Origin of the sequence: Pseudomonas rhizophila, assembly GCF_003033885.1 — a bacterium.
GTDB lineage: Bacteria > Pseudomonadota > Gammaproteobacteria > Pseudomonadales > Pseudomonadaceae > Aquipseudomonas > Aquipseudomonas rhizophila.
In genome coordinates, this window is the sequence record NZ_CP024081.1 from 2,165,676 (window position 1) to 2,187,823 (window position 22,148).

Consider the following 22,148-nt stretch of genomic DNA (forward strand, 5'->3'; position numbering starts at 1 on the left):
TGGGAGGTAGCACCTATGAAAGTTGCATCAGCACCCAATGACATGACCTGGCTTCAGGAATTCAGGCCTTATGTCAACGGCCAGCCGGTAAGGTGGCCTGACGTCGAGGTGGCTTCAGTCATCGGAGAGGTGTGCACGCTGACGTTGGATTATGAATACAGCTGGTTGATCGGCGATCCGCACGCCCGGATTCTTCTGGAATATAAACCGGGTGAAGAGACGCAGGGTTTGGTTTTCGATCCGCCGTTGGGGCAATTGGTGGCGATGGAGGCGGGGACTACCTCCTTGAGCTGGTCTATTTCTACAGACGAGGCGCAAGGCGGCACTTTTGTATTGCAGTTTGGGATGCCTTTAATTGAGGAAATGCCGAAGTCGCCGCCAGTACCAGGGAGAGTAGTGGATGTCGCGCAAGAGCTGAACGTTAAATTCGACGAGTTTGCGCTCACTTTTGGAGAGGGGGCCGCCTACCCTTGCCATGGTGCAAGCCACACTTTTACCGTTTGGCCTGAACCTTCCAGCTCGCTTCTGAATAAGCAGGTAAAGCTGGTGTGGGATGGCGAATCCGCCGTGAGTCTCGGTGTGGTGGTCACGCCTGCATTGGAGCGTGCCCAGTTATTGACTCTCGAGGGTGCCAGCTGGGAATTGAATTGCCTCAACACTACCCGGGATGGGAGTTTTTCCTTGCGCATGGAAGTCGTGGAGTCGGGCGTGACGACGGGGTCACTCGCTATGTCGTTGGGGCATAACCTGGTCAGGGCTGAGCGTTGGACAACGGGACCATTCCCGTCTTTTGATCCATTACTGGATTATTATCTAAAGCATATTCGTGCCATCTCCAGGTTCACGAATGAACCCGCAGCGGGCGTTCGAACACTGCTTAACGGAGCGCCCTACAATCGCACCAACGCTCAGGGCGAGGTCAGTGCGACGCAATTGGAGGGTGATAGCATGTCCTTGTCGATCGTCAATCGCTATGACGCAAGCCATGCCTGATATGCACGCTGATGGCCTACAAATTCCCCGCCTTCTTCCACCCCAGATACAACGTCACCAGCTCGGCCCCCAACTCCCCGGGCCGGGCTTGCAGCACCGCCACCCCATGGGCACTCAAGCGCTCATGCAATTCGGCCCGGGCGTTCAAATAATCCACTGTCCCGCAATAGGTCAGGGCTTCGGGCAGGGTTTGCACCGGTGTCTGGCGTAAGCGGTCGAGTGCCTCTTCCCGCAGGCTCGCCACCAGAACCCGATGCTGTTGGCCCAGGCGTTTGACGGCGGCCAGCAGCTCTTCATCGTCTTCATCGCGAAGGTTGGTCACCAGCACCACCAGGGCTCGGCGCTTTTGCCGGGTCAGCAGTTGGGTGACGGCGGCCTGGTAGTCGGCCGGGCGTTGGCTGCTGTCCAGGTCGTACACGGTGTTGAGCAACACGTTGAGTTGACCGGTGCCTTTGACCGGTGCGAGGTAGCGTGGCTGTTCGCTGGCGAAGGTGCTCAGGCCCACGGCGTCACCCTGGCGCAGCGCGGTGTAGCTGAGCAGCAGGCAGGCGTTGAGGGCGTGGTCGAAGTGCGCCAGCTCGCCGTCCTGGCTGCGCATGCGCCGGCCGCAATCGAGCAGGAAGATGATCTGCTGGTCGCGCTCGTCTTCGTACTCCCGGGCAATCGGTGTGCGATGGCGGGCAGTGGCCTTCCAGTCGATCTGGCGCAGGCTGTCGCCTTCGCGAAATTCGCGCAGTTGATGAAACTCCTGCCCCTGGCCGCGCCGTTGGCGCTGGCGGATACCCAATTGGCTGAGCCAGTTGTCCACCGCCAGCAGTTGACCGTCGTAGAGTCTGGCGAAATCCGGGTAGACGCGGGTGTGGTCGAGGGCGTCCAGCAGACGTTTGCCGGCCCACAGGCCCAATGGGCTGGGCAGGCTGATTTCGCAGTGTTCAAAGCTGAAGTGACCGCGCTTGAGCGGGCGCAGGCGGTAGCCAACCTGGCTGTGTTGACCGGGTTGCAGCTCGACCGACAAGGGGAGGCTTTCGAAGTCCAGGCCGTCGGGGACGTGATCGAAGACCTGAACATTCAGCGGCTGCGCAAAGTCATGGCTGATCTGTAGCCGCACTTCGCTCCAGCGACCCAGTGCCAGGCTGCCGGGCATCTGCCGTTGCACCCGGGGCGAGGGCAAGCGCTTGAGGCGTACGGCATCAAGTATTGCCAGGGCCAGAAGGGCCAGCAGCAACCCCCAGTGGATCGACAGCAACATCGATGGAACCGCAACGCCCAGCGCCCGCAACGCGCCCAGCACGATGCCGAGGGCCAGCAGAATGGCGAGCCAGGTCAGCAGTAGGCGCGCGGGTTTCATGGGGGCGTTCCCTTGGAGAAGGTATTTGCTTTGGTAAAAGAGTTTGCCGCCAAGAGGTTTCCTGTGGCGAGGGAGCTTGCTCCCGCTGGACGCGTAGCGTCCCCTTGCGGTGTGCCAGGCAAAACCAGGGGGCTGCTTCGCAGCCCAGCGGGAGCAAGCTCCCTCGCCACAGAAAGCGGTCTTGCCTCAAGAAGTGCTCTTGGCACAGGCCGCCTCCTCACAACCGCGGCGCCGGCACTTGATCGAGCAGTTGCCCCAGCACCTGATCCACCGAAAGCCCTTCGATGTCCAGCTCCGGTGCCAGCCGCACCCGGTGGCGCAGGACGGCCAGGGCGCAGCCCTTGATGTCATCCGGCACCACGAACTCGCCGCCGCGCAACAATGCCCGGGCCCGGGCGCAGCGCACCAGGGCAATCGAGGCACGCGGCCCGGCGCCCAGGGTCAGGCCCGGCCAACTGCGGGTGGTGCGGGCCAGGCGCACGGCGTAGTCGAGCACCTGATCGTCCATCGGCAGGTCACTGGCGATGCGTTGCAGCGCTTGCACGTCCTTGGCCTGCAACACCGTGCGCAACGGTTGTACATCGAGCATGTCGGCCCGGGTCGAACGGCTGACCTGACGGACCATGTTCAATTCCTGGTCGGCGTCGGGATAGTCCATGCGCACTTTGAGCATGAAACGGTCGAGCTCGGCTTCCGGCAGCGGGTAGGTGCCTTCCTGTTCGATCGGGTTCTGGGTGGCGAGCACCATGAACGGTTGGGCGATGGGCAAGGCGCGACCTTCGAGGGTGACCTGGCGTTCCTGCATGGCTTCGAGCAGCGCCGCCTGGGTCTTGGCCGGGGCGCGGTTGATTTCGTCGGCCAGCAGCAGGTTGGTAAACACCGGCCCCTTGCGCAGCTTGAACTGCTCGGTCTGCAAGTCGTACACCGCGTGCCCGGTGACGTCGCTGGGCATCAGGTCGGGGGTGAACTGGATGCGCGCGAATTCGCCGCCGAAACAGCGGGCCAGGGCGCGCACCAGCAGCGTCTTGCCCAATCCTGGAACCCCTTCGAGCAAGACGTGTCCGCCGGCGATCAGGGCCGTGAGCACATCGTCGATCACCGCGGCCTGGCCGACCACCGCCTTGTGCAGCTCGGTGCGAATAGCCTGGGCCAGTTGACTGGCGCGCTGGCGCTGTTGGGCGGCGTGGGTCTGGCCGCCGGCAGGTTCGTTCTCTTCAGTCATAAGGCATTCCTGAGGGTTTGCAGATGGGCGACCTGACGGCAGAACTCAGCGCTGGACATGCGCTGTTGCGGTCGGGGGCTTAAGGCCTGGCTGATGGCCCGCGTGGGTTGGCGGGTCAGGCGGGCGAGCACTTGCCACTGTTCGGCCACGGCCAGTTGTTCGAAACCGGGATGCAGATGGCGTGCCCGGCGCAGCACGTCCTGTTGCAAGCTGTGCAGCAGATGCTGACGGCCATTGTGTCGTAGATGAAAACCGGCGCTGGCCTGCACGTGTTCCTCCAACTGGCGCCGCGCCTTGGGAGCCGGTTGTTGCAGCGGGCCCTGACGCACCGCCGAACGCCAGAGCCAGAGGGCGATCAAGGCCAGCAGCGCCACCAAGGCCTGGGGGAAATAACGCAGCAACAGGGCCAGCAAGTTGTCATGGTCGATGTCATACAGCAGCGTCACGTGGGTGTCGGCGCTCAAATACCAGAGCAGCCAGGCGTTGTCGTATTGGTCGATATGGTCGTTCTTCCACAGCTCGGCGTCGGTGAGCACGGTGATCGAGCCCAGGCCATGGTTGAGCTGCATCATGTGGGTCGCCAACGCGCTGTTGGCCCAAGCCTGGGCTAGGTTTTGCGGGTCTTCGAGGTGGAAATCGGTGTCGAAGCCGACGTACGCGGGCGCTTCTTCGTCCTCCAGGTACAGCTTGGTCAGCTTGGGGTAGCGATCCTTGATGAGTTCGGGCTCCGGCGCCTTGAGGTCCTTGCTCAGGAATTGACGCAGGCGCACACGGTCCAGCAATAAGTCGCCGCTGCTGGCGGTACTGTTATCCCACAAGGCTTCGGCGACAAACAGCAATCGTCCACCGGCCTGGGCCCAGTTCATCAACTGATCGACTTCCCGTGGGGTCATGTGGTTGCGTTCACCCAACAACAGCAGGCTGCGCTGATCAGGCTCAAGGTTGGGCAGGACGTCCAGATTATTGGCGTGCTCGACGTTTATGCCCTGCCGGCGCAGGAAATGTTCGGCGGCCAGGTAGGGATTGGCCTGGGCCTCGGGGGAGGGGCCGTGATCGATGGTTTCCTGATAGGGCACTGCGTTCAGGAACAGATAGAGGGCCATGACGCAGAGCAGCGCGGCCACCCCGGCGCCGACCAACAGCCCTGCGCGGCGATTCATCGAGACGCCTCCGGCCCGAACAACCCGCGCCAGTCATCGCACAGTTGCTGTTGCAGGTGGGGCGGCGGCGGGCGATGGCCGTATGCAATGTTTTGCCAGTGCTGAGTCAGGTGTTGGCTGAAGGTCAGCAGGCGTTCATGCTCAAGCTGTTCGATGCGTTGCAGCACCTGGCCTTCGGTGTCGGCCGGTTTCAAGGGAAGCGCAAAGTCATGATGCAACCGGCTGAGCAAGGCCCGATACAGCAGCCCCAGGGCCTGGCGAGGGTCAGCGGCCCATAGTTGTTCCACGCTGGTGGCCACGTCGTCCGGCAGGCTTTCTTCGCGAATATCCAGACCGAACATCTGCGCCGGCATCGGTCGTGCCACGGGTGGGCGTTTTGTCGGTCGCAGATTCACCAAGGCCCTGAGCCTTTCCCGGTAGCGCCAGGCTAGCCAGGCAATCGCCGCCACCAGGCAGGCCCACAGTACGATCTGGATCAGTGCGGCGGCGATGTCGAAGCGTTGGCCGCTGATCCATTTGAACCATGCCTTGAGCCAGCCCGGCGCTTCGTCGGTCTCGGCCGATTCGGCGGTTTCTTCACCCAGACGATAGCGGGTGAGCGTTTCCGGGTTCTTGAACGGCGGAGCCTGGAGGATCGCCTTGATGCTGTCCCTGGAGGCTTCGCTGGTAAGAGGTTGGTTGAGCAGCCGCGGGCTGTCGGGGCCGGTGTTGTCTTCGGCGGCCCAGGCCGGCGGTGCCAGCGGCACCAGCAGCAGTGCCAGCAGCATCAGCGCGGGGGCGGTGCTGCTCAGGCGTTGGCGCAGGCGCCGGAACACCAGCTCAATGTCCCAGGCTTCGAGTATCGTGCGCCGGTTCAGGTAGAGGCTGAAACCGCAGGCGACATACACCGGCTCCCAGACGATCAGCAGCAGGGGATACAGCAGGTTGATCAGGTGTTCGAGCCACAACCAGTCGTGCTCGGCGACGGCGATCAGCGTCTGCCAGTTCCATTGCAGCTCTACCTGTTGCGGCACGAGCAGGTAGAACAGGGCCATGAGGCCGAACCACAAGGCGATCTCCAGGTGGACGCCGATCACGGTCAGCCATTGCGCTGCGCCACGGTTGCGTTGCAGCAGCACCCGCAAGCGCTGTTCACGCGCCTCGCCGTCGAGTCCTTCGAGTTGCACCACGGGCATCAGGAAGCTGCGACTCAGGCTCAGCCGTCGCCAGGTCAGGCTTGCCAGCAACTGGGGCTTGAGCAGCGCGGGCCACTGGCGCAAGGCCTGTTTCAGCGTCGGTGTTTCGCCGAACAGCGCCTTGGACAAAATGTACAGGGGCAAACGGTCAAAGGCCGGTTTCAACCACCAGAACAGGAACATCGCCAGAGACGGCGAATCCCACAGCAGCAGGGACAACAGCGCAAACACCGGCAGCGTGATGACGGCCCAGCTGGTCATCAGCAAACGTCGATGCTGCTGGCTCATCAACACGCCCAGGTCCATGGCTTCCCAGGTGGTGCGCGGGCGGATGACCACGGTGGCATCACTCAGACGCATGGCGGGTCCGTCCGGCAAACACCAGATAACTGATCACCAAAAGCCACAACAAGGCGCCGACCGTGTATTTGGTCGCGGCTGTCACGGCGCTGGAGGACCAGTACGCTTCGATGAACGCGGCAATCAGCAGCAACAGCATCACGCCGCCGATCATCAGCACGCTTTTGCCGGCGGCGATCCGCAAGGCCTCGCCTCGGGTGAGGCGCCCCGGCGCGATCAACGCCCAGCCCAGTTGCAGGCCGGCGGCGCCGGCCAACGTGATGGCAGTGAGTTCGAAGGCGCCGTGGCCGATGACGAACGACCAGAACGTCCCACCCGAGCCGATCTGGGTCAGATGCCCGGCCACCGCACCAATGGTCAGGCCGTTGAAAAACAGGAAGAACGCGCTACCCAGGCCAAACATCAAGCCACTGGCGAATGTCTGAAAGGCGATGCCGATGTTGTGCATGATGTAGTAGCCGAACATGACCCAGTCTTGGCTGGCGGCCCGCTCGATCGAACGCCCCAGGTGCCCGCTGGCCGGGTCGTACATGCCACGTATCTGGCTGACTTCCTCGACGCTCAACAGGCTGTAGACCAGCTCGGGAAACAGATAGACCAGCAGCCCGATGCCGATCAGGCTACCCATGAACATCGCTCCGGCGGCCAGTACGAAACGCCATTGTTCCCGCACGAGTCGGGGGAAACCGGCCAGGATGAAAGTCGAAAGGCTGGTCGATGGCCGGCTGCGATCCCGATAGAGTTGCTGGTGACCGCGCAGCGCCAACTGCTGCAGCGTGTCGACCAGCAGGCTGCTGTAACCCCGTGCCTGGGCCAGCGCCAGATGCTGACAAAGCCTGCGGTAGGCAGGAGGAAAGTCACTGCTTTGGGGCACGTTACGACTGCGCTCCAGTTGATCGAGTTGTCGGGACAGTCGGTCCCATTCGCCTTGGTGGCGGCTTTCGAACAGACTTTGTTTCATGTCGGCCCCAGCAGGCCACGGGCGATGCCATTGAGTTCGGCCACGGCTCTGGGGGCCTGGACGTTCAGTGGCGCGGCCAGGATGCTCGCCAGTTCGTTGACCCGCGCTTGGGACAGTTCAGCCTGGCGTTCAGCGAAACCCAGCACGGCGCGTTGCTCGTTCAGGCTCAGGGTAAAGGGCGGTCGTATCGACTGCGCCAGGGGCAGCGCGGGACGTTTGACCGGTTGCTCGCGATACACCACCAGGGTGCCGGCGGCCAGGTCTCCCAGGCGTTTGAAGGCAGGATGTTGCAGGCAACTGATTGCCCCGAAGGTGTAGCCGAAGGGCAGCATGTCGACAAAACGCAGCAGGTTGCGGATCAGTGAAGCGGACCAGCCGATAGGCCTGCCGTCGTCCTGCACCACTCGCAACCCCATGATCTGCTTGCCGGGGGAGCGCCCCTGGTTCAGCACCTCGAACAGCACCATGTACCACCAACTGACAACGAACAGCAGGATGGAGCCCAGGCCAATGCCCAGCTCACCAAAAAACGCCAGGATGATGAACACCAGCCCCAGGACCAGCCCGCGTATGCCCAGGTCGATGGCAAAGGCCAGCGCACGAGGCATCAACCCCGCCGGGCGCAGCGGCAGGTCGATGCCTTCGGGCGTTTCAACCTGATACCGCGTATCGAGTGGCGGGGGCAGCTTCGCGTTCCTTTGCAGTGCTGGTCTCTCGAGCATGGGCAACCTGAGTGATGGGCCGGTTCGAACGTTCAGTCTCGGTCCCGATGCTAGCAGTCTTCGTGCGGGCAAACGACATAACTATGTATGTCATTTCATGGCTTGCCACAGGATTCAGGGCCCGAACACAAAAGCAGAACCCCTGTGGGAGCGAGCCTGCTCGCGATGACSRCGGCACATTCAGCATTGCCGTTTCAGGCAGACCGCTATCGCGAGCAGGCTCGYTCCCACAGTTYTGATTGACGRTGTTCACGYATTTTGCACCCGCCACACATCCCYTGTGGGAGCGAGCCTGCTCGCGATGACSGCGGCACATTCAGCATTGCCGTTTCAGGCAGACCGCTATCGCGAGCAGGCTCGTTCCCACAGTTTTGATCGGGGTGTTCACTGATCCGGTGTCCGCCTCAGATCCCCTTTGGATTTCAAAACTCAGGCAGCGCTGGCTGCAGGTGGGCTCGAAGGCCTAGACTTCGCCAGTCTTCAACCCAGGAACGCCCCGTGACTTCTATCTTCTGGTACGACTACGAAACCACCGGCATCAACCCGCGTTGCGACCGACCCTTGCAGGTGGCGGGGATCCGTACCGATTTCGAACTCAATGAAATCGACGAGCCGGTGAACCTGTATTGCCAGCCCAGCGAGGACATCCTGCCGCATCCGGCGGCTTGTGCGATCACCGGCATTACCCCGCAATGCCTGGCCGACAAAGGCTTGACTGAAGCCGACTTCATGACCCGTATCCACGGGCAACTGGCCGCGCCCGGCACCTGTGGCGCCGGTTACAACACCCTGCGCTTCGACGACGAAATGACCCGCTATAGCCTCTATCGGAATTTTTTCGACCCGTACGCGCGCGAGTGGCAGGGCGGCAATAGCCGCTGGGACCTGATCGACCTGGTGCGCGCCGCCTATGCGCTGCGCCCCGAAGGCATTGTCTGGCCGCAAGAGGAGGGCCGCGTGACCCTCAAGCTGGAGCGCCTGACCGCCGCCAATGGTATTGACCACGGCCAGGCTCACGATGCGTTGTCGGACGTGCGCGCGACGATCGCCTTGGCCCGTCTGATCCGCCAGAAACAACCCAGGCTTTACGAGTGGCTGTTCCAACTGCGCAGCAAACAGAAAGTCATGGATCAGATCCGCCTGTTGCAGCCTATGGTGCATGTTTCCGGGCGTTTCTCGGCCGCGCGCAACTACATCGGGGTAGTTTTACCATTGGCCTGGCACCCGAAAAATCGCAATGCCCTGATTGTCTGTGACTTGCACCTGGACCCGCTGGGTTTGCTGGACCACGATGCTGAAACCCTGAGGCAACGTTTGTATACCCGCCGTGAAGAACTGCTCGAAGGCGAGTTGCCGGTGCCTCTCAAACTCATTCATATCAACAAGTGCCCGGTGGTCGCGCCGCTCTCGGTGCTGCGTGCCGAGGACCAGCAGCGGCTGCAACTGGACATGGACGTTTATCAGGAGCGTGCGCTGCGGCTAACTGACGCACAGCAAGTTTGGCAGGACAAACTTCAGGCCATTTATGGTCGCGAGGATTTCACTGCCAGTGAGGATCCCGAGCAGCAGTTATACGCAGGCTTCATCGGCGACCGCGATCGTCGATTGTGCGAGCAAGTCCGCATGGCTGACCCTGCTCAATTGGCTTCAGAACACTGGCCTTTTGATGATGAGCGTTTACCGGAGTTATTGTTCAGATATCGCGCGCGCAACTTCCCTGAGACCTTGACCGGCGAAGAGCAGGAGCGTTGGAGACTTTTCTGTCAGCAGCGTTTGTCCTCCCCGGAATGGGGGGCGCCTAATACCTTGCAAAGTTTTGATGAGGCGATGGAGGAATGGATGGCCGTTTCCACGCCATTGCAGCGCGAGGTACTCATAGAGTGGCAGGGCTACAGCCAGCAATTGCGTAAACGTTTAAGCCTTTGAGTGGCGATGAAGTGGGTAAATCGCAGGCATAAAAAAACGCCAGCAATCGCTGGCGTTATTCTGTTCGCATAAAGCGGCGCGAACCGGTGAGGCTTAGCCCAGCAGGGTTGCCCAACCTTCAACCACGTCACCGCCCCACTTGGCTTTCCACTCTTTCAGAGTCTTGTGGTTGCCACCTTTGGTTTCGATGACTTCGCCGTTGTGCGGGTTTTTGTATTGCTTAACTTTGCGAGCGCGTTTGGTGCCGGTAGTTTTTACGGCGCCACGGGTTGCCTTGCTCGATTTGGCTTCTGGATCCAGCATGGCAATGATGTCACGCAGCGATTTCTGGTATTCGCCCATCAGCGTGCGCAGTTTGCCTTCGAATTCCAGTTCTTTCTGCAGCTTGTCGTCTTTAGACAGAGCTTTCAGGCGTTCTTGCAGTTCTTTGATTGCTTCTTCGGTGCTGCGGTATTCATTGATCAAGGACATGAGGACTACCTTATGTAGGACGCGGGTGACAAGGAGACAGTGAGGCAATAGTAATCAGACAGTTTCATCAAGTAAACATTTAACCGATGTTTTATTTAATTAATTAGTGCAGCCTCGCAAAAACGGCGTTGCAGTTAAATACTGAAACACAGTCTTCACATCTGCTCACAAATATAGCGTGTTGCCAAAGGTCCGGCCCATTGCTGCCCGGGCAGACAAATGTGCGCGGCGTGTCATCGATACTGCAGTTTTGCCGCGCAATGGCTAGAATGGCCGCCTTTGTGAAGTTCTGGAGTTCCCCTAATGCGCACTTTTCGGCTGGTGATCGCTTGCCCGGACCGCGTCGGCATCGTTGCTAAGGTCAGTAATTTTCTGGCGTCCCATAATGGTTGGATCACTGAAGCGAGCCATCACTCGGACACTCACAGTGGCTGGTTTTTCATGCGTCACGAAATTCGTGCCGACTCGCTTCCCTTCGGCATCGAAGCCTTTCGTGAGGCGTTCGCACCGATTGCCGAAGAGTTTTCGATGGACTGGCGAATCACCGATACCGAGCAGAAAAAACGCGTGGTGCTGATGGCCAGTAAAGAATCTCACTGCCTGGCTGATTTGCTGCACCGCTGGCACAGCGATGAGCTCGATTGCGACATCGCCTGTGTCATTTCCAACCATGACGCCTTGCGCAGTATGGTGGAGTGGCACGGTATCCCTTATTACCACGTTCCGGTCGACCCACAGGACAAGCAGCCGGCGTTTGCCGAAGTTTCGCGGCTGGTCAAACAGCACGACGCCGAGGTGGTGGTGCTGGCCCGCTACATGCAAATCCTGCCGCCTTCCTTGTGCAGCGAATACGCGCACAAGGTCATCAATATCCACCACAGCTTCCTGCCGTCGTTTGTCGGTGCCAAGCCGTATCACCAGGCCTCGATGCGGGGTGTGAAGCTGATTGGCGCCACCTGCCACTACGTGACCGAAGAGCTGGACGCAGGGCCGATCATCGAGCAGGACGTTGTGCGCGTCAGCCACAGCGACAGCATCGAAGACATGGTGCGTTTCGGCCGTGACGTGGAAAAAATGGTACTGGCGCGCGGCTTGCGTTATCACCTGGAAGACCGAGTGCTGGTGCACGGCAACAAGACCGTGGTGTTCTGACTACACTGCAAAGGGCCTGGGCGAGTGATCACCAGGCCCTTTTTTCATGAGGTTCGCCATGACCGATCCATTGGACAAAGCCACCTCCCGAGCCCCGGCGACCCTGGGTGAGGGGTGCCTGAGCCGTTACGATCCTGAAGCGTTGAGCCCGGAGGATGGCACGGAGTTTCCCGACGCTGCGCAACTGTGGAAACAAATGCACCCCGAGGACGAACCAGCGCCTACCAAGCCTGAAAGCGGTGATTCCTAAAGGGGTGTCACGCCTGCCGCAGCTTGATCAACTTCTTGATCAACGGTCGCCCGACCATCAAAAAGAACACGGGTCCACCGGCGACCAGATAAAAGTAATAAGTCACCGCCCGCCAGATCAGAATCGCCGCTGCGGCTGTAGATTTGCCCACCATGGGCGCCAGCAGCGCCGCCGAGGTCAACTCTGCCGCCCCGGCGCCACCGGGCAGCAGGCTGAACTGCCCTGCGCTCAAGGAGAGCATCTGGATCAGAAAGCTCCAGGCCCACTGCAAATCCGCCCCCAGTCCTCTCAACGCCAGATACAACACGCTGTAGCGCAGGGCCCAGTGAAGGCAGGTCAGGCCGAAGACCTGGAACAGGGTCTGACGGGGCAATTTCAGGGTGTCGGTAAATGCCGCCAGAAAGTGCAGGATCTTGCGTCCCCAGCGTTGGCGAGTGGCGGTCTTTACCCGCAGATGTCGCAATAACCGAGCGCCCAGCAGAATCAGTTTGCGGTGGTAGCGGGCCACCAGCACGCAGCCGAACAGTCCGCCAAACAACGAGAAGGCACTCAATGCCAGCATCCATTCGATGCTCTGGCTGAGGTTCTGGAACAAGGCATAAAACAGGATGCCGACCAAGGCGCAGAGGAAAAACAGCAGATCGCTCAACTGATCCATGGCAAACACCGCGCTGCCATGGGCCGGACGCACGCCGTTGCGCGCCAGCAACGCCATCAGCGTCAGCGGCCCGCCACTGCCGCCGGGCGTGGCACACATGGCGAACTCGGTAGACATGACGATGCCAATGCTTTTCAGCCGGCCGATGCGCCCGCGGTGTTCACCCAGCAGCAAACGCAGGCGCACGGAGTTCAAGCCCCAGCACAGGACAATCATGCCGAGCATGGTCAGCAGCAGTGACAAGGGAAAGCGCTGCACCCGCGACCACATCTCCCCGCCACCCATCAACCACGGCACCAGTAGCGCCAAGAGCAAGGCGGCGCCCAGCCATATCAGCCGTTTCATGCGGCGTCGCGGACCTGCAGGCCCTGGGTCGCCAGCCATTGGACCTTGGTCATCGGTACGCGGCCGTCGTTGAGCAGGCGTTCGAGGGTGCGCAACCAATAATCCCGGGAGAACCCATGGCGCATGTCGACGGGATGCAGGCCAAGGCGAATGACTGGCGCCTGACGCCAGCGCTGTTCACGTTGATCATTGATGACTTTGGAAAGGCCACGGCGCCAGGCGCTGCGGGCGCTCCATACCAGTCCCGGAGCGTCGATCGGGGTGAAGTCCGGCAAGCGATAGAGATGCTGGGGATCGCTGGTGTAACTCAGTGGCAACTGGCGCAGTGCCTGGCGCGTGCCTTCGCTCATGAGCCAGGCCGGAGCGACGAAACCCTCCAGTGGCCACTGGTAGCGCTGGAAGGTTTCGACACCCGCACGCAGGCGGGCGAGGGCCGCCTCCTCGGACAGGCTGTAAAACTCGCCTTCGTGGGTATATACCCGGCGCATGAACCAGTCCTTGGGATGAGTCGCCGGCGGGCCATCGTCGCAATGGTAGTAGCCGTGCAGCACCAATTCGTCGCCGCGCTCGACCCGGTTGTCGAGCAGGCGCCGAAAACCTGGGTGATCCTCCAGCGCATTGGCGTGGTGGAAGTCCGGCACCACCAGCCAGGTCATTGGCACCTGGCCGAGGGCGTCGACAGCTTCGACGAAGGGCTGGTAGTCGGGCCAGGTTTGCGGCGCCACGTCATGCAGCACCAACAGTAGGCTGGGCGATTGATTCATCGACACGGACTTCACCTCAACCATTGGCCAACAGGGGCAGTTGTTCACCCAGGACGCTGTGGTAGTGGCCCAACAGGCTGTTGACCACCGAGTCCCAGGCGTAGTGACGCTCAACGTGCTGGCGCGCCAGCACACCGCGTCGCTGACAGCCTTCGGCAAACAGCTGCCGCACGGCGTTGGCCATGGCCTGTGGATTGTCGGGCGTGCATAGCAGGCCGCAGTCTTCGTGGACGATTTCGGTGAAGGCCCCGGCCGCCACCGCCACCACGGGGATACCGCTGGCCATGGCTTCGAGGATCACCAGGCCGAAGGTTTCCTGGTCACCGGCATGCACCAGGGCATCGGCGCTGGCCATGAGCCGGGCAACTTGCGGCGCCGGACAGAACTCATCGACCACCGTAACGTTGTCCGGCACCACGGCGGGCATGGACGAACCCACCAGCAGCAGGTGGTAACGTTCGCCCAGGCGTTTCATGCACTTGAGCAGCACCGGCAGGTTTTTTTCCCTGGAGCCGCGACCGGCGAAAATCAGCAGGCGCGTGTCTTCGGCAATTCCCAGTTCGGCACGCAGTTCCGGGTCGCGGGCGGCGGGGTTGAAGGTTTGCAGATCCACGCCCAAAGGCTGCACGTAGACGTTCTTGACCCCCAGCCCGATCAACTTGTCGGCCATGACCTGGCTCGGCGCCAGCACCCGGTCGAAATTGCCGTACAACTTGCTGACATAGGCTTCGATGTTGGGCGTGAACCAGTTGCCCATGCGGTTGCTGACCAGCAGCGGCAGGTCGGAGTGATAGAAACCGATCACCGGCACATCGAGCTGGCGCCGGGCATCCAGGGCAGCCCATGCGGTGAGGTAGGGATCGCCGACTTCAATCAGGTCCGGTTGTAAATCACGCAGGACATTGCGCCAGGGCGCCAGGCGAAGCGGGAAGCGGTAGCCCTTGCCGAAAGGCAGGGCGGGGGCCGGAACCTTATAGATCCCGTCGTGCTCGCTCAGATGCGCGCCAGGGATCAACAGACTGTGACGAATTCCGGGCCGATCACTCAGGCGCCGGTGCTTGGCATCCAGATAAGTGCGCACGCCGCCGCTGGCGGGGGCGTAGAACATGGTTATGTCCGCTATGTGCACGATGAACATCCCTCCGGTCTGTATTCTCCTTTGTTGACCTTTAGTAAGAATAGATGTTCGGTTGGGGTTGTGGGCGGCGGAATGTCTGTCAGCGGTGTGTCGTTTGAGAGGGGCCTATCGCGAGCAGGCTCGCTCCCACCATGGATCTGTGTTGTGCACAAAACCCCGTGGAAGCGAGCCTGCTGGCGATGACGTCAGATGCGGAAACTGCCCACCAGTTGCTTCAACCGCGCCGCTTGCTGCTCAAGGTCTGAGCAGGCGCGCAATGTCGATTGCAGGTTCTCCACGCCTTCCTGGTTCAGCGTGTTGATCTCGGTGATGTCCACGTTGATGGATTCCACCACGGCCGTCTGCTCCTCGGTGGCGGTGGCCACTGACTGGTTCATGCCATCGATTTCACCGATGCGCTGGGTCACGCTGTTCAGGCGCTCGCCGGCCAGGTTGGCGATTTCCACGCTTTCCTGGCTGTGGCGCTGGCTGTCGTTCATGGTCGTGACCGAATCCCGGGCGCCGACCTGCAACTCCTCGATCATGGTCTGCACCTGTTGCGCCGATTCCTGGGTGCGGTGGGCCAGGTTGCGCACTTCATCGGCCACCACGGCAAACCCGCGCCCGGCCTCCCCGGCCCGGGCTGCCTCAATTGCAGCATTGAGGGCCAGCAGGTTGGTTTGCTGGGAAATGCTGGTGATCACCTCCAGGATCTGGCCAATGTTCACGGTTTTGCTGTTCAGCGATTCAACGTTGCTGCTTGAGGCACTCAGCAAGTCGGACAAGCGATTCATCGCGGCAATGCTGCGATCCACCACTTGTTGACCATCCTCGGCCAGGCCACGGGCGTCGCTGGCCTGATGGGAAGCTTGCGCTGCATTGCGGGCGATTTCCTGAGCAGCGGCGCCTAATTGATTGATGGCCGCGGCCACGCTGTTGGTGCGACTGGCCTGCTCGTCGGAATTGACCATCGAGGAGTTCGACGCGCTCACCACCCGCAAGGCGACTTCGTTGACGTGTTCGGTGGCGGAGGACACTTCGCGGATCGAATTATGGATACGCTCCACGAAACGGTTGAACGCCGTGCCCAGAATGCCGAATTCGTCCTGATTCTGGATCGTCAGACGTTTGGTCAGGTCGCCGTCGCCATCGGCAATGTCTTCCATCGCCCGGGTCATCACATGCAGCGGTTGGATCAGCAAGCGGATCAACATGCTCAGCAGTGCAATGATGAACGCCACGGCAATGACCGTCGCCACGACGGCCGAGGTGCGGAAATCGCTGAGCATCGAGTAGGCCTTGTCTTTGTCCACCGACACGCCGACGTACCAGTTCACCGAGGGCAGGCCCTTGATCGGCGTGAAGGTCACGATGCGCGTTTGGCCATCGACTTCGACTTCGCTGATCTGGTCGCTGATCTTCGGGGTGTTCGTCGGGTAGGCTTCGGCCAGGGTTTTCATGACCAGGGCTTTATCCGGGTGTACCAGGATCTTGCCGTCGGCGCTGATCAGGTAGGCATACCCCATGCCGTCGAAATTCACGGTCTTGAGGTTGTCCACAATGGTCTGCAGGCTCAGGTCGCCGCCCACGACACCGACATTTTGCGTGGCGTTTTTCGAGGCGCTGGCGATGGAAATGATCAGCCCGCCGCTGGCAGCGTCGATGTAGGGTTCGGTCAGGGTCGAGGTGCTGCTGCTTTGTGCGCCTTTGTACCAAGGACGTACGCGCGGATCGAAACCGTCAGGCATCTTCGCATCGGGGCGAATGATGAAACTGCCCTGGGCATCGCCAAGGTAGGACGCCATGAAGGTCGAGGTCAGCGCTTTCTGTTCCAGCAGGTGGGTGACGCTGCTCGGGTCGGGGGTGACGGCGATGTTCTGGGCCAGGTTCTCGATAAGCAGGATGCGGCCGGTCAGCCAGGTCTGAATGTTATTTGCCGTGACAGCACCCATTTCATGCAGGTAGCTGTCCAGGTCGTCACGGATGGCATTGCGTTGCAGGTAATCGTTGTAGGTCGTGAAGGAAGCGAAGGCTGCAATCACGATGAGCGCGGCGGCTATTAGAATTTTATGGCTAAAGCGCAGGTTTTTATTCATGGCACGGGGGTCCGCTAAGGTCTTGATACGCTAAGCGTGCTTATATATAAGCGCGCAAAAATGGCTTCATAGTGAAAAAAAGCTGATATTTCCTCCTCTCCTTAGGGAATTATCCGACCTTGTTTTCAGTAGGGTCTGTCGCTTTAGATATCGGCCATGCAAGGCCATAGATTAACCACAGGTGACGAAATGCCTGACTCATCGCAACTTGTTATTGGCGCCGACCTTGCCGGCCAACCCATCGCCCAGGCCCTGCGCCTGGCCAACCGTCATGGTCTGGTGGCAGGTGCCACCGGCACCGGCAAGACTGTCACCTTGCAACGCCTGGCCGAGACGTTCAGCGATGCCGGCGTTGCGGTATTCGCCGCAGACATCAAGGGCGACCTGTGCGGCCTCGGCGCCGCCGGCAATCCCCAGGGCAAGGTCGCCGAGCGTATCGCCGGCATGTCCTGGCTCGGCCACAAACCCCAGGCTTATCCGGTGACCTTGTGGGACATTCACGGCAAATCCGGTCATCCGTTGCGCACCACCCTGAGTGAAATGGGCCCGCTGTTGCTCGGCAGCCTGTTGGAACTCACCGACAGTCAGCAATCGGCGCTGTACGCGGCCTTCAAGGTTGCCGACCGCGAAGGCCTGTTGCTGCTGGATCTCAAGGACTTGAAGGCGCTGCTCAATCATCTCAGGGACAACCCTGAGCTGCTGGGGGACGACGCCGCTTTGATGACCACCGGTTCCAGCCAGGCTTTGCTGCGGCGCTTGGCCACATTGGAGCAACAAGGCGCGGATGCGCTGTTCGGTGAGCCGGCCTTGCAGCTTGAAGACATCCTGCAACCGGCCAGCGACGGCCGCGGCCCTATCCATTTGCTGGACGCCAGCCGTCTGGTGCATGAAGCACCCAAAGTCTACGCAACGTTCCTGCTCTGGCTGCTGGCCGAGTTGTTCGAGCAATTGCCCGAGCGCGGCGACGCGGACAAACCGCTGCTGGCGCTGTTCTTCGATGAGGCCCATCTGCTCTTTGCCGATACCCCCAAGGCGTTGCAAGAGCGGTTGGAGCAAGTGGTGCGGCTGATTCGCTCCAAGGGCGTGGGGGTATACTTCGTGACCCAGTCGCCAGGAGACTTGCCGGACGACGTGCTGGCGCAGTTGGGCCTGCGCATCCAGCACGGCTTGCGGGCCTTCACCACCAAGGAGCAGAAATCCCTGCGGGCGGTGGCGGACGGTTTCCGGCCCAACCCGCAATTCGATGCGCTGACGGTGCTGACCGAGCTGGGTATTGGCGAAGCCTTGGTGGGCACTTTGCAGGAAAAGGGCACGCCGCAAATGGTCCAGCGTGTGCTCGTGGCGCCGCCACAATCGCGGATCGGGCCGTTGACCGACGCTGAACGCGCCGGGCTGATCGCCCGTTCCCCTTTGCAAGGGCGTTATGACAAACCCATTGATCGCGAGTCGGCCTATGAAGTGCTGATGGGGCGCAAGGGCTTGGAGCCGCAAGCCGAAGAGGCACAGGGCAAGGCGAGCGCTGAAGAACCGAGTTTCACCGACAAGGCCGGGGAATTTCTCGGTACGGCGGCCGGCCAGGCATTGAAATCGGCGATGCGCCAGGCCGCCAATCAGTTGGGACGGCAACTGGTACGTGGGTTGATGGGGTCGTTGCTGGGGAGCAAAAAGCGCCGGTAACCGGCTCGGCACAGTTCAACATTGTGGGAGCGAGCCTGCTCGCGATGGCGATTCAACAGGCGCCAAATGTACCGACTGATCTGCCGCTATCGCGAGCAGGCTCGCTCCCACAATTGATCTGTGTCGTACACAAAATCTGTGTTCGCTGAAGATCTCCTGTGGGAGCGAGCTTGCTCGCGATAGCGATTCAACTGGCGACCTGGAAGTCAATCCTTGGGCCGCGCATGTGCCGCCAACCGCTCCAGCGCCGCCCGCAGGTTGGGGTCGGTGATGCCATCGGCGGTGGCCTGGATGGTGGCGGCTGCGTCGGTGGACAAGTCCAGCGTGTGCCCCTTGACGGCGACTTGCACCGTGGGCGGTTGTACCTTGAACAGAATCCGCGTCAGGCCGGCAAATTCCTCGAACGCCTGCAATTGCCTCAGCAGGCGCTTTTGCTGATAGCGCAAGCGCGTGGCCCAGTGACCGTCCGTGACGATCAGCAGCAGGCTGCCTTCGCGCCAGGAGGCCACGTGGCAGTGCTCGCGAGCGGCGGGCTGTAGTTGGCTGTCCAGCAGGCGCTGCAAGTGACCCAGTCGTTTGGCGTGGCCGAAGATGGCTTTCAGCGGTTTGGCTTCGCGCAGCAGAACGGCGGGAACCTTGGCTGGAAGAGGGCGAAAGGCCATGAACGAATACCGCAAGTGACAGAGGCGCCATGGTAGCAGAAAGCGCCGAGTACGCCGCGGCCGCTCGCCGCGGGCGCCCTTGTCCGCGCAATCAATGAATAACTTCTCTCGTTTGTGGGTTGAAGTTCGCGCAAAAGCCCTTATTTTAGGGAGGCCCCGTCACAGCGCTGTGCCAGCATCGTGGAATAACGCCACTTTCCTCACCATCGTTTCCGGGTAGAATGCTCGTTCGCATGCGGCCATGAGGGCTGCACGGGCGACTCACGGGGCCGCCCTCCATCCCTTTAGTGTGGAAGATCCTGCCGATATGTTTGCGCCTTTGTTAAAGAAACTTTTTGGAAGCAAGAACGAGCGTGAAGTCAAACGCATGCTCAAGACGGTACAGATCGTCAATGCCTTCGAAGAGCAAATGGTGGCCCTTTCGGACGATCAGTTACGCGCCAAGACTGCCGAATTCAAGGACCGCATCGCCAAGGGGGAAACCCTTGACCAGCTCCTGCCCGAAGCCTTCGCGGTTGCCCGTGAAGCCGGCAAGCGGGTGATGGGCATGCGTCACTTCGACGTTCAGTTGATCGGCGGCATGACCTTGCACGAAGGCAAGATCGCTGAAATGCGTACCGGTGAGGGCAAGACCCTGGTGGCGACACTGGCGGTATACCTCAATGCACTGTCCGGCAAGGGCGTGCACGTGGTGACGGTCAACGACTACCTGGCCCGTCGTGATGCCAACTGGATGCGTCCGCTGTATGAATTCCTCGGCCTGACGGTCGGCGTGGTCACGCCGTTCCAGCCGCCGGAAGAAAAACGCACCGCCTACGCTTGCGATATCACCTACGGCACCAACAACGAATTCGGTTTCGATTACCTGCGCGACAACATGGCGTTCAGCATGGATGAAAAATTCCAGCGTGAACTCAACTTTGCCGTGATCGACGAAGTCGACTCCATTCTCATCGACGAAGCCCGTACCCCGCTGATCATTTCCGGTCAGGCCGAGGACAGCTCCAAGCTGTACATCGAGATCAACAAGTTGATCCCGCAGCTGGAACTTCACGTCGAAGAAGTCGAGGGTGAAGTGACCAAGGCCGGCCATTACACGGTCGACGAGAAGACCCGTCAGGTCGAGCTCAATGAAGCCGGTCACCAGTTCATCGAGGAAATGCTCACCCGCGTCGGCCTGCTGGCCGAGGGCGAGAGCCTGTACTCGGCCCATAACCTGGGCCTGCTGACCCACGTCTATGCCGGCCTGCGTGCGCACAAGCTGTTCCATCGCAACGTCGAGTACATCGTCCAGGACGGCCAGGTCGTGCTGGTGGATGAGCATACCGGCCGGACCATGCCGGGCCGTCGTCTGTCCGAAGGCCTGCACCAGGCCATCGAAGCCAAGGAAGGTCTGAACATCCAGGCCGAAAGCCAGACCCTGGCCTCGACCACTTTCCAGAACTACTTCCGCCTGTACAACAAGCTGTCCGGCATGACCGGTACCGCCGACACCGAAGCGTTCGAATTCCATCAGATCTACGGCCTGCAAGTGATGGTGATCCCGCCTAACAAGCCGCTGGCCCGTAAAGACTACAACGACCTGGTGTTCCTCACCGCCGATGAGAAATACGCGGCGATCATCGCCGACATCAAGGAATGCATGGCCCAGGGCCGTCCTATCCTGGTGGGTACCGCCACGATCGAAACCTCCGAGCACATGTCCGCATTGCTCACCAAGGAAGGTATCGAGCACAAGGTCCTCAACGCCAAGTTCCACGAAAAAGAAGCCGAGATCATCGCCCAGGCCGGTCGCCCGGGTGCCCTGACCATTGCCACCAACATGGCCGGCCGTGGTACCGACATCCTGTTGGGCGGGAACTGGGAAGTGGAAGTGGCCTCCCTGGAAAACCCGACGCCCGAGCAGATTGCGCAGATCAAGGCCGACTGGCAGAAGCGTCATCAACAGGTGCTCGAGTCCGGCGGTTTGCAGGTGATCGCTTCCGAGCGTCACGAATCGCGTCGTATCGACAACCAGCTGCGTGGCCGTGCCGGTCGTCAGGGCGATGCCGGTTCCAGCCGCTTCTATCTGTCGTTGGAAGACAGTCTGATGCGTATCTTCGCCTCTGATCGGGTGAAGAACTTCATGAAGGCCCTGGGCATGCAGCCGGGCGAAGCGATCGAACACCGGATGGTCACCAACGCCATCGAGAAAGCCCAGCGCAAGGTCGAGGGCCGCAACTTCGATATCCGTAAGCAATTGCTGGAGTTCGACGACGTCAACAACGAACAGCGTAAAGTGATTTATCACATGCGTAACAGTTTGTTGGCCGCCGACAACATTGGCGAAACCATCGCAGATTTCCGCCAGGACGTGCTCAACGCAACCGTCAGCTCCCACATTCCGCCGCAGTCGCTGCCTGAGCAGTGGGATGTCGCCGGTCTGGAAGCTGCCTTGCAGAGCGACTTCGGCGTGGCGTTGCCGATCCAGCAATGGCTGGACGAAGACGATCACCTGTACGAAGAAACCCTGCGCGAGAAGCTGCTGGCCGAACTGATCGCCGCGTACAACGAGAAAGAAGACCAGGCCGGCGAAGAAGCGCTGCGCTCCTTCGAGAAGCAGATCGTACTGCGGGTGCTGGACGACTTGTGGAAAGACCACCTGTCGACCATGGATCACTTGCGCCATGGTATCCACCTGCGTGGTTATGCCCAGAAGAACCCCAAGCAGGAGTACAAGCGCGAGTCGTTCACGCTGTTCTCCGAGTTGCTGGATTCGATCAAACGCGACTCGATCCGCGTGTTGTCCCACGTTCAGGTTCGCCGCGAAGACCCGGCCGAAGAAGAAGCCCGTTTGCGTCAGGAAGCCGAAGCCTTGGCCGCGCGCATGCAGTTCGAGCACGCCCCGGCCCCAGGCCTGGAAGTTGCCCAGGAGGAGGGCGCCGAGGTGGATGTTGCCTTGGCGACCGCGCCGGTACGTAACGAGCAGAAGCTGGGCCGCAACGAGCTGTGCTATTGCGGTTCGGGCAAGAAATACAAGCATTGTCACGGGCAGATTCAGTAACACCCGTTTCAAGCGCTGAACGACCCGCGCCGCGACCGGCTTTCAG

Annotated in this window: 18 protein-coding genes and 1 pseudogene; 6 read left to right on the top strand and 13 right to left on the bottom strand. The window is 60.8% G+C overall.

The window, feature by feature from the left end:
• The first annotated feature begins 15 nt into the window (after positions 1 to 15).
• Entirely contained in the window at positions 16 to 993 is a 978-nt protein-coding gene (locus CRX69_RS10005) for a hypothetical protein (protein WP_107321961.1), read from the top strand.
• A gap of 16 nt (positions 994 to 1,009) precedes the next feature.
• Here CRX69_RS10005 and CRX69_RS10010 read toward each other — a convergent pair whose 3' ends face one another.
• The 6 genes from CRX69_RS10010 to CRX69_RS10035 form a co-directional block, all read right to left on the bottom strand.
• Positions 1,010 to 2,341 carry a DUF58 domain-containing protein gene (locus CRX69_RS10010; protein WP_107321962.1) on the bottom strand — a complete coding sequence of 444 codons (1,332 nt, stop codon included), beginning with the start codon at positions 2,339 to 2,341 and terminating at the stop codon, positions 1,010 to 1,012.
• Positions 2,342 to 2,558: 217 nt separating this feature from the next.
• Entirely contained in the window at positions 2,559 to 3,563 is a 1,005-nt protein-coding gene (locus tag CRX69_RS10015; protein WP_047227100.1) for an AAA family ATPase, read from the bottom strand.
• Positions 3,560 to 4,723 carry a DUF4350 domain-containing protein gene (locus CRX69_RS10020; protein ID WP_107321963.1) on the bottom strand — a complete coding sequence of 388 codons (1,164 nt, stop codon included), beginning with the start codon at positions 4,721 to 4,723 and terminating at the stop codon, positions 3,560 to 3,562. Before CRX69_RS10020 ends, CRX69_RS10015 begins: the two co-directional genes overlap by 4 nt.
• Positions 4,720 to 6,258: a DUF4129 domain-containing protein gene (locus CRX69_RS10025; protein WP_107321964.1), complete on the bottom strand. Its 1,539-nt coding sequence runs from the start codon at positions 6,256 to 6,258 to the stop codon at positions 4,720 to 4,722. Before CRX69_RS10025 ends, CRX69_RS10020 begins: the two co-directional genes overlap by 4 nt.
• Positions 6,245 to 7,219 (bottom strand): stage II sporulation protein M, encoded by a 975-nt coding sequence (locus CRX69_RS10030; protein WP_047227097.1) that lies wholly within the window; start codon positions 7,217 to 7,219, stop codon positions 6,245 to 6,247. The genes CRX69_RS10025 and CRX69_RS10030 overlap by 14 nt, the downstream gene beginning before the upstream one ends.
• Positions 7,216 to 7,941 carry an RDD family protein gene (locus tag CRX69_RS10035; RefSeq protein ID WP_107321965.1) on the bottom strand — a complete coding sequence of 242 codons (726 nt, stop codon included), beginning with the start codon at positions 7,939 to 7,941 and terminating at the stop codon, positions 7,216 to 7,218. Before CRX69_RS10035 ends, CRX69_RS10030 begins: the two co-directional genes overlap by 4 nt.
• Positions 7,942 to 8,439: 498 nt before the next feature.
• On the opposite strand from CRX69_RS10035, the gene sbcB reads away from it, so the two are divergent.
• Positions 8,440 to 9,867: an exodeoxyribonuclease I gene (gene sbcB, locus CRX69_RS10040; protein WP_047227095.1), complete on the top strand. Its 1,428-nt coding sequence runs from the start codon at positions 8,440 to 8,442 to the stop codon at positions 9,865 to 9,867.
• 93 nt (positions 9,868 to 9,960) lie between these two features.
• Here sbcB and mvaT read toward each other — a convergent pair whose 3' ends face one another.
• A complete protein-coding gene (gene mvaT, locus CRX69_RS10045; protein WP_047227094.1) occupies positions 9,961 to 10,338 on the bottom strand; it encodes a histone-like nucleoid-structuring protein MvaT in 378 nt (125 codons plus the stop codon).
• 303 nt (positions 10,339 to 10,641) lie between these two features.
• Here mvaT and purU point away from each other — a divergent pair, with 303 nt between their 5' ends.
• On the top strand, positions 10,642 to 11,490 hold the full coding sequence (gene purU / locus CRX69_RS10050; RefSeq protein WP_047227093.1) for a formyltetrahydrofolate deformylase: 849 nt from the start codon (positions 10,642 to 10,644) through the stop codon (positions 11,488 to 11,490).
• Between the two features lie 58 nt (positions 11,491 to 11,548).
• Positions 11,549 to 11,740 (top strand): hypothetical protein, encoded by a 192-nt coding sequence (locus CRX69_RS10055; RefSeq protein ID WP_076383681.1) that lies wholly within the window; start codon positions 11,549 to 11,551, stop codon positions 11,738 to 11,740.
• 7 nt (positions 11,741 to 11,747) lie between these two features.
• Here CRX69_RS10055 and CRX69_RS10060 read toward each other — a convergent pair whose 3' ends face one another.
• The 5 genes and pseudogenes from CRX69_RS10060 to CRX69_RS28210 all read right to left on the bottom strand — a co-directional run.
• Positions 11,748 to 12,743, bottom strand: coding sequence for a glucosaminyl phosphatidylglycerol flippase (locus tag CRX69_RS10060; RefSeq protein ID WP_076383682.1), 996 nt, complete (start codon positions 12,741 to 12,743; stop codon positions 11,748 to 11,750).
• Positions 12,740 to 13,507, bottom strand: coding sequence for an N-acetylglucosaminyl phosphatidylglycerol deacetylase (locus CRX69_RS10065; protein WP_107323251.1), 768 nt, complete (start codon positions 13,505 to 13,507; stop codon positions 12,740 to 12,742). The genes CRX69_RS10060 and CRX69_RS10065 overlap by 4 nt, the downstream gene beginning before the upstream one ends.
• 16 nt (positions 13,508 to 13,523) lie before the next feature.
• Entirely contained in the window at positions 13,524 to 14,645 is a 1,122-nt protein-coding gene (locus CRX69_RS10070; protein WP_047227089.1) for an N-acetylglucosaminyl phosphatidylglycerol synthase, read from the bottom strand.
• 185 nt (positions 14,646 to 14,830) lie between these two features.
• Positions 14,831 to 15,595 carry a methyl-accepting chemotaxis protein gene (locus tag CRX69_RS28205; RefSeq protein WP_370695207.1) on the bottom strand — a complete coding sequence of 255 codons (765 nt, stop codon included), beginning with the start codon at positions 15,593 to 15,595 and terminating at the stop codon, positions 14,831 to 14,833.
• A 93-nt stretch (positions 15,596 to 15,688) separates the two neighbouring features.
• Positions 15,689 to 16,720, bottom strand: a pseudogene (locus CRX69_RS28210) (HAMP domain-containing protein); the annotation flags it as partial.
• 189 nt (positions 16,721 to 16,909) lie between these two features.
• Between CRX69_RS28210 and CRX69_RS10080 the strand changes: the two are divergent.
• Positions 16,910 to 18,397 (top strand): helicase HerA-like domain-containing protein, encoded by a 1,488-nt coding sequence (locus CRX69_RS10080; protein ID WP_107321966.1) that lies wholly within the window; start codon positions 16,910 to 16,912, stop codon positions 18,395 to 18,397.
• Positions 18,398 to 18,603: 206 nt separating this feature from the next.
• Here the strand turns inward: CRX69_RS10080 and CRX69_RS10085 are convergent, their stop codons facing one another.
• A complete protein-coding gene (locus CRX69_RS10085; protein WP_047227086.1) occupies positions 18,604 to 19,059 on the bottom strand; it encodes a DUF721 domain-containing protein in 456 nt (151 codons plus the stop codon).
• A 307-nt stretch (positions 19,060 to 19,366) separates the two neighbouring features.
• On the opposite strand from CRX69_RS10085, the gene secA reads away from it, so the two are divergent.
• Positions 19,367 to 22,102 (top strand): preprotein translocase subunit SecA, encoded by a 2,736-nt coding sequence (gene secA, locus CRX69_RS10090; protein ID WP_107321967.1) that lies wholly within the window; start codon positions 19,367 to 19,369, stop codon positions 22,100 to 22,102.
• Positions 22,103 to 22,148: the final 46 nt, after the last annotated feature.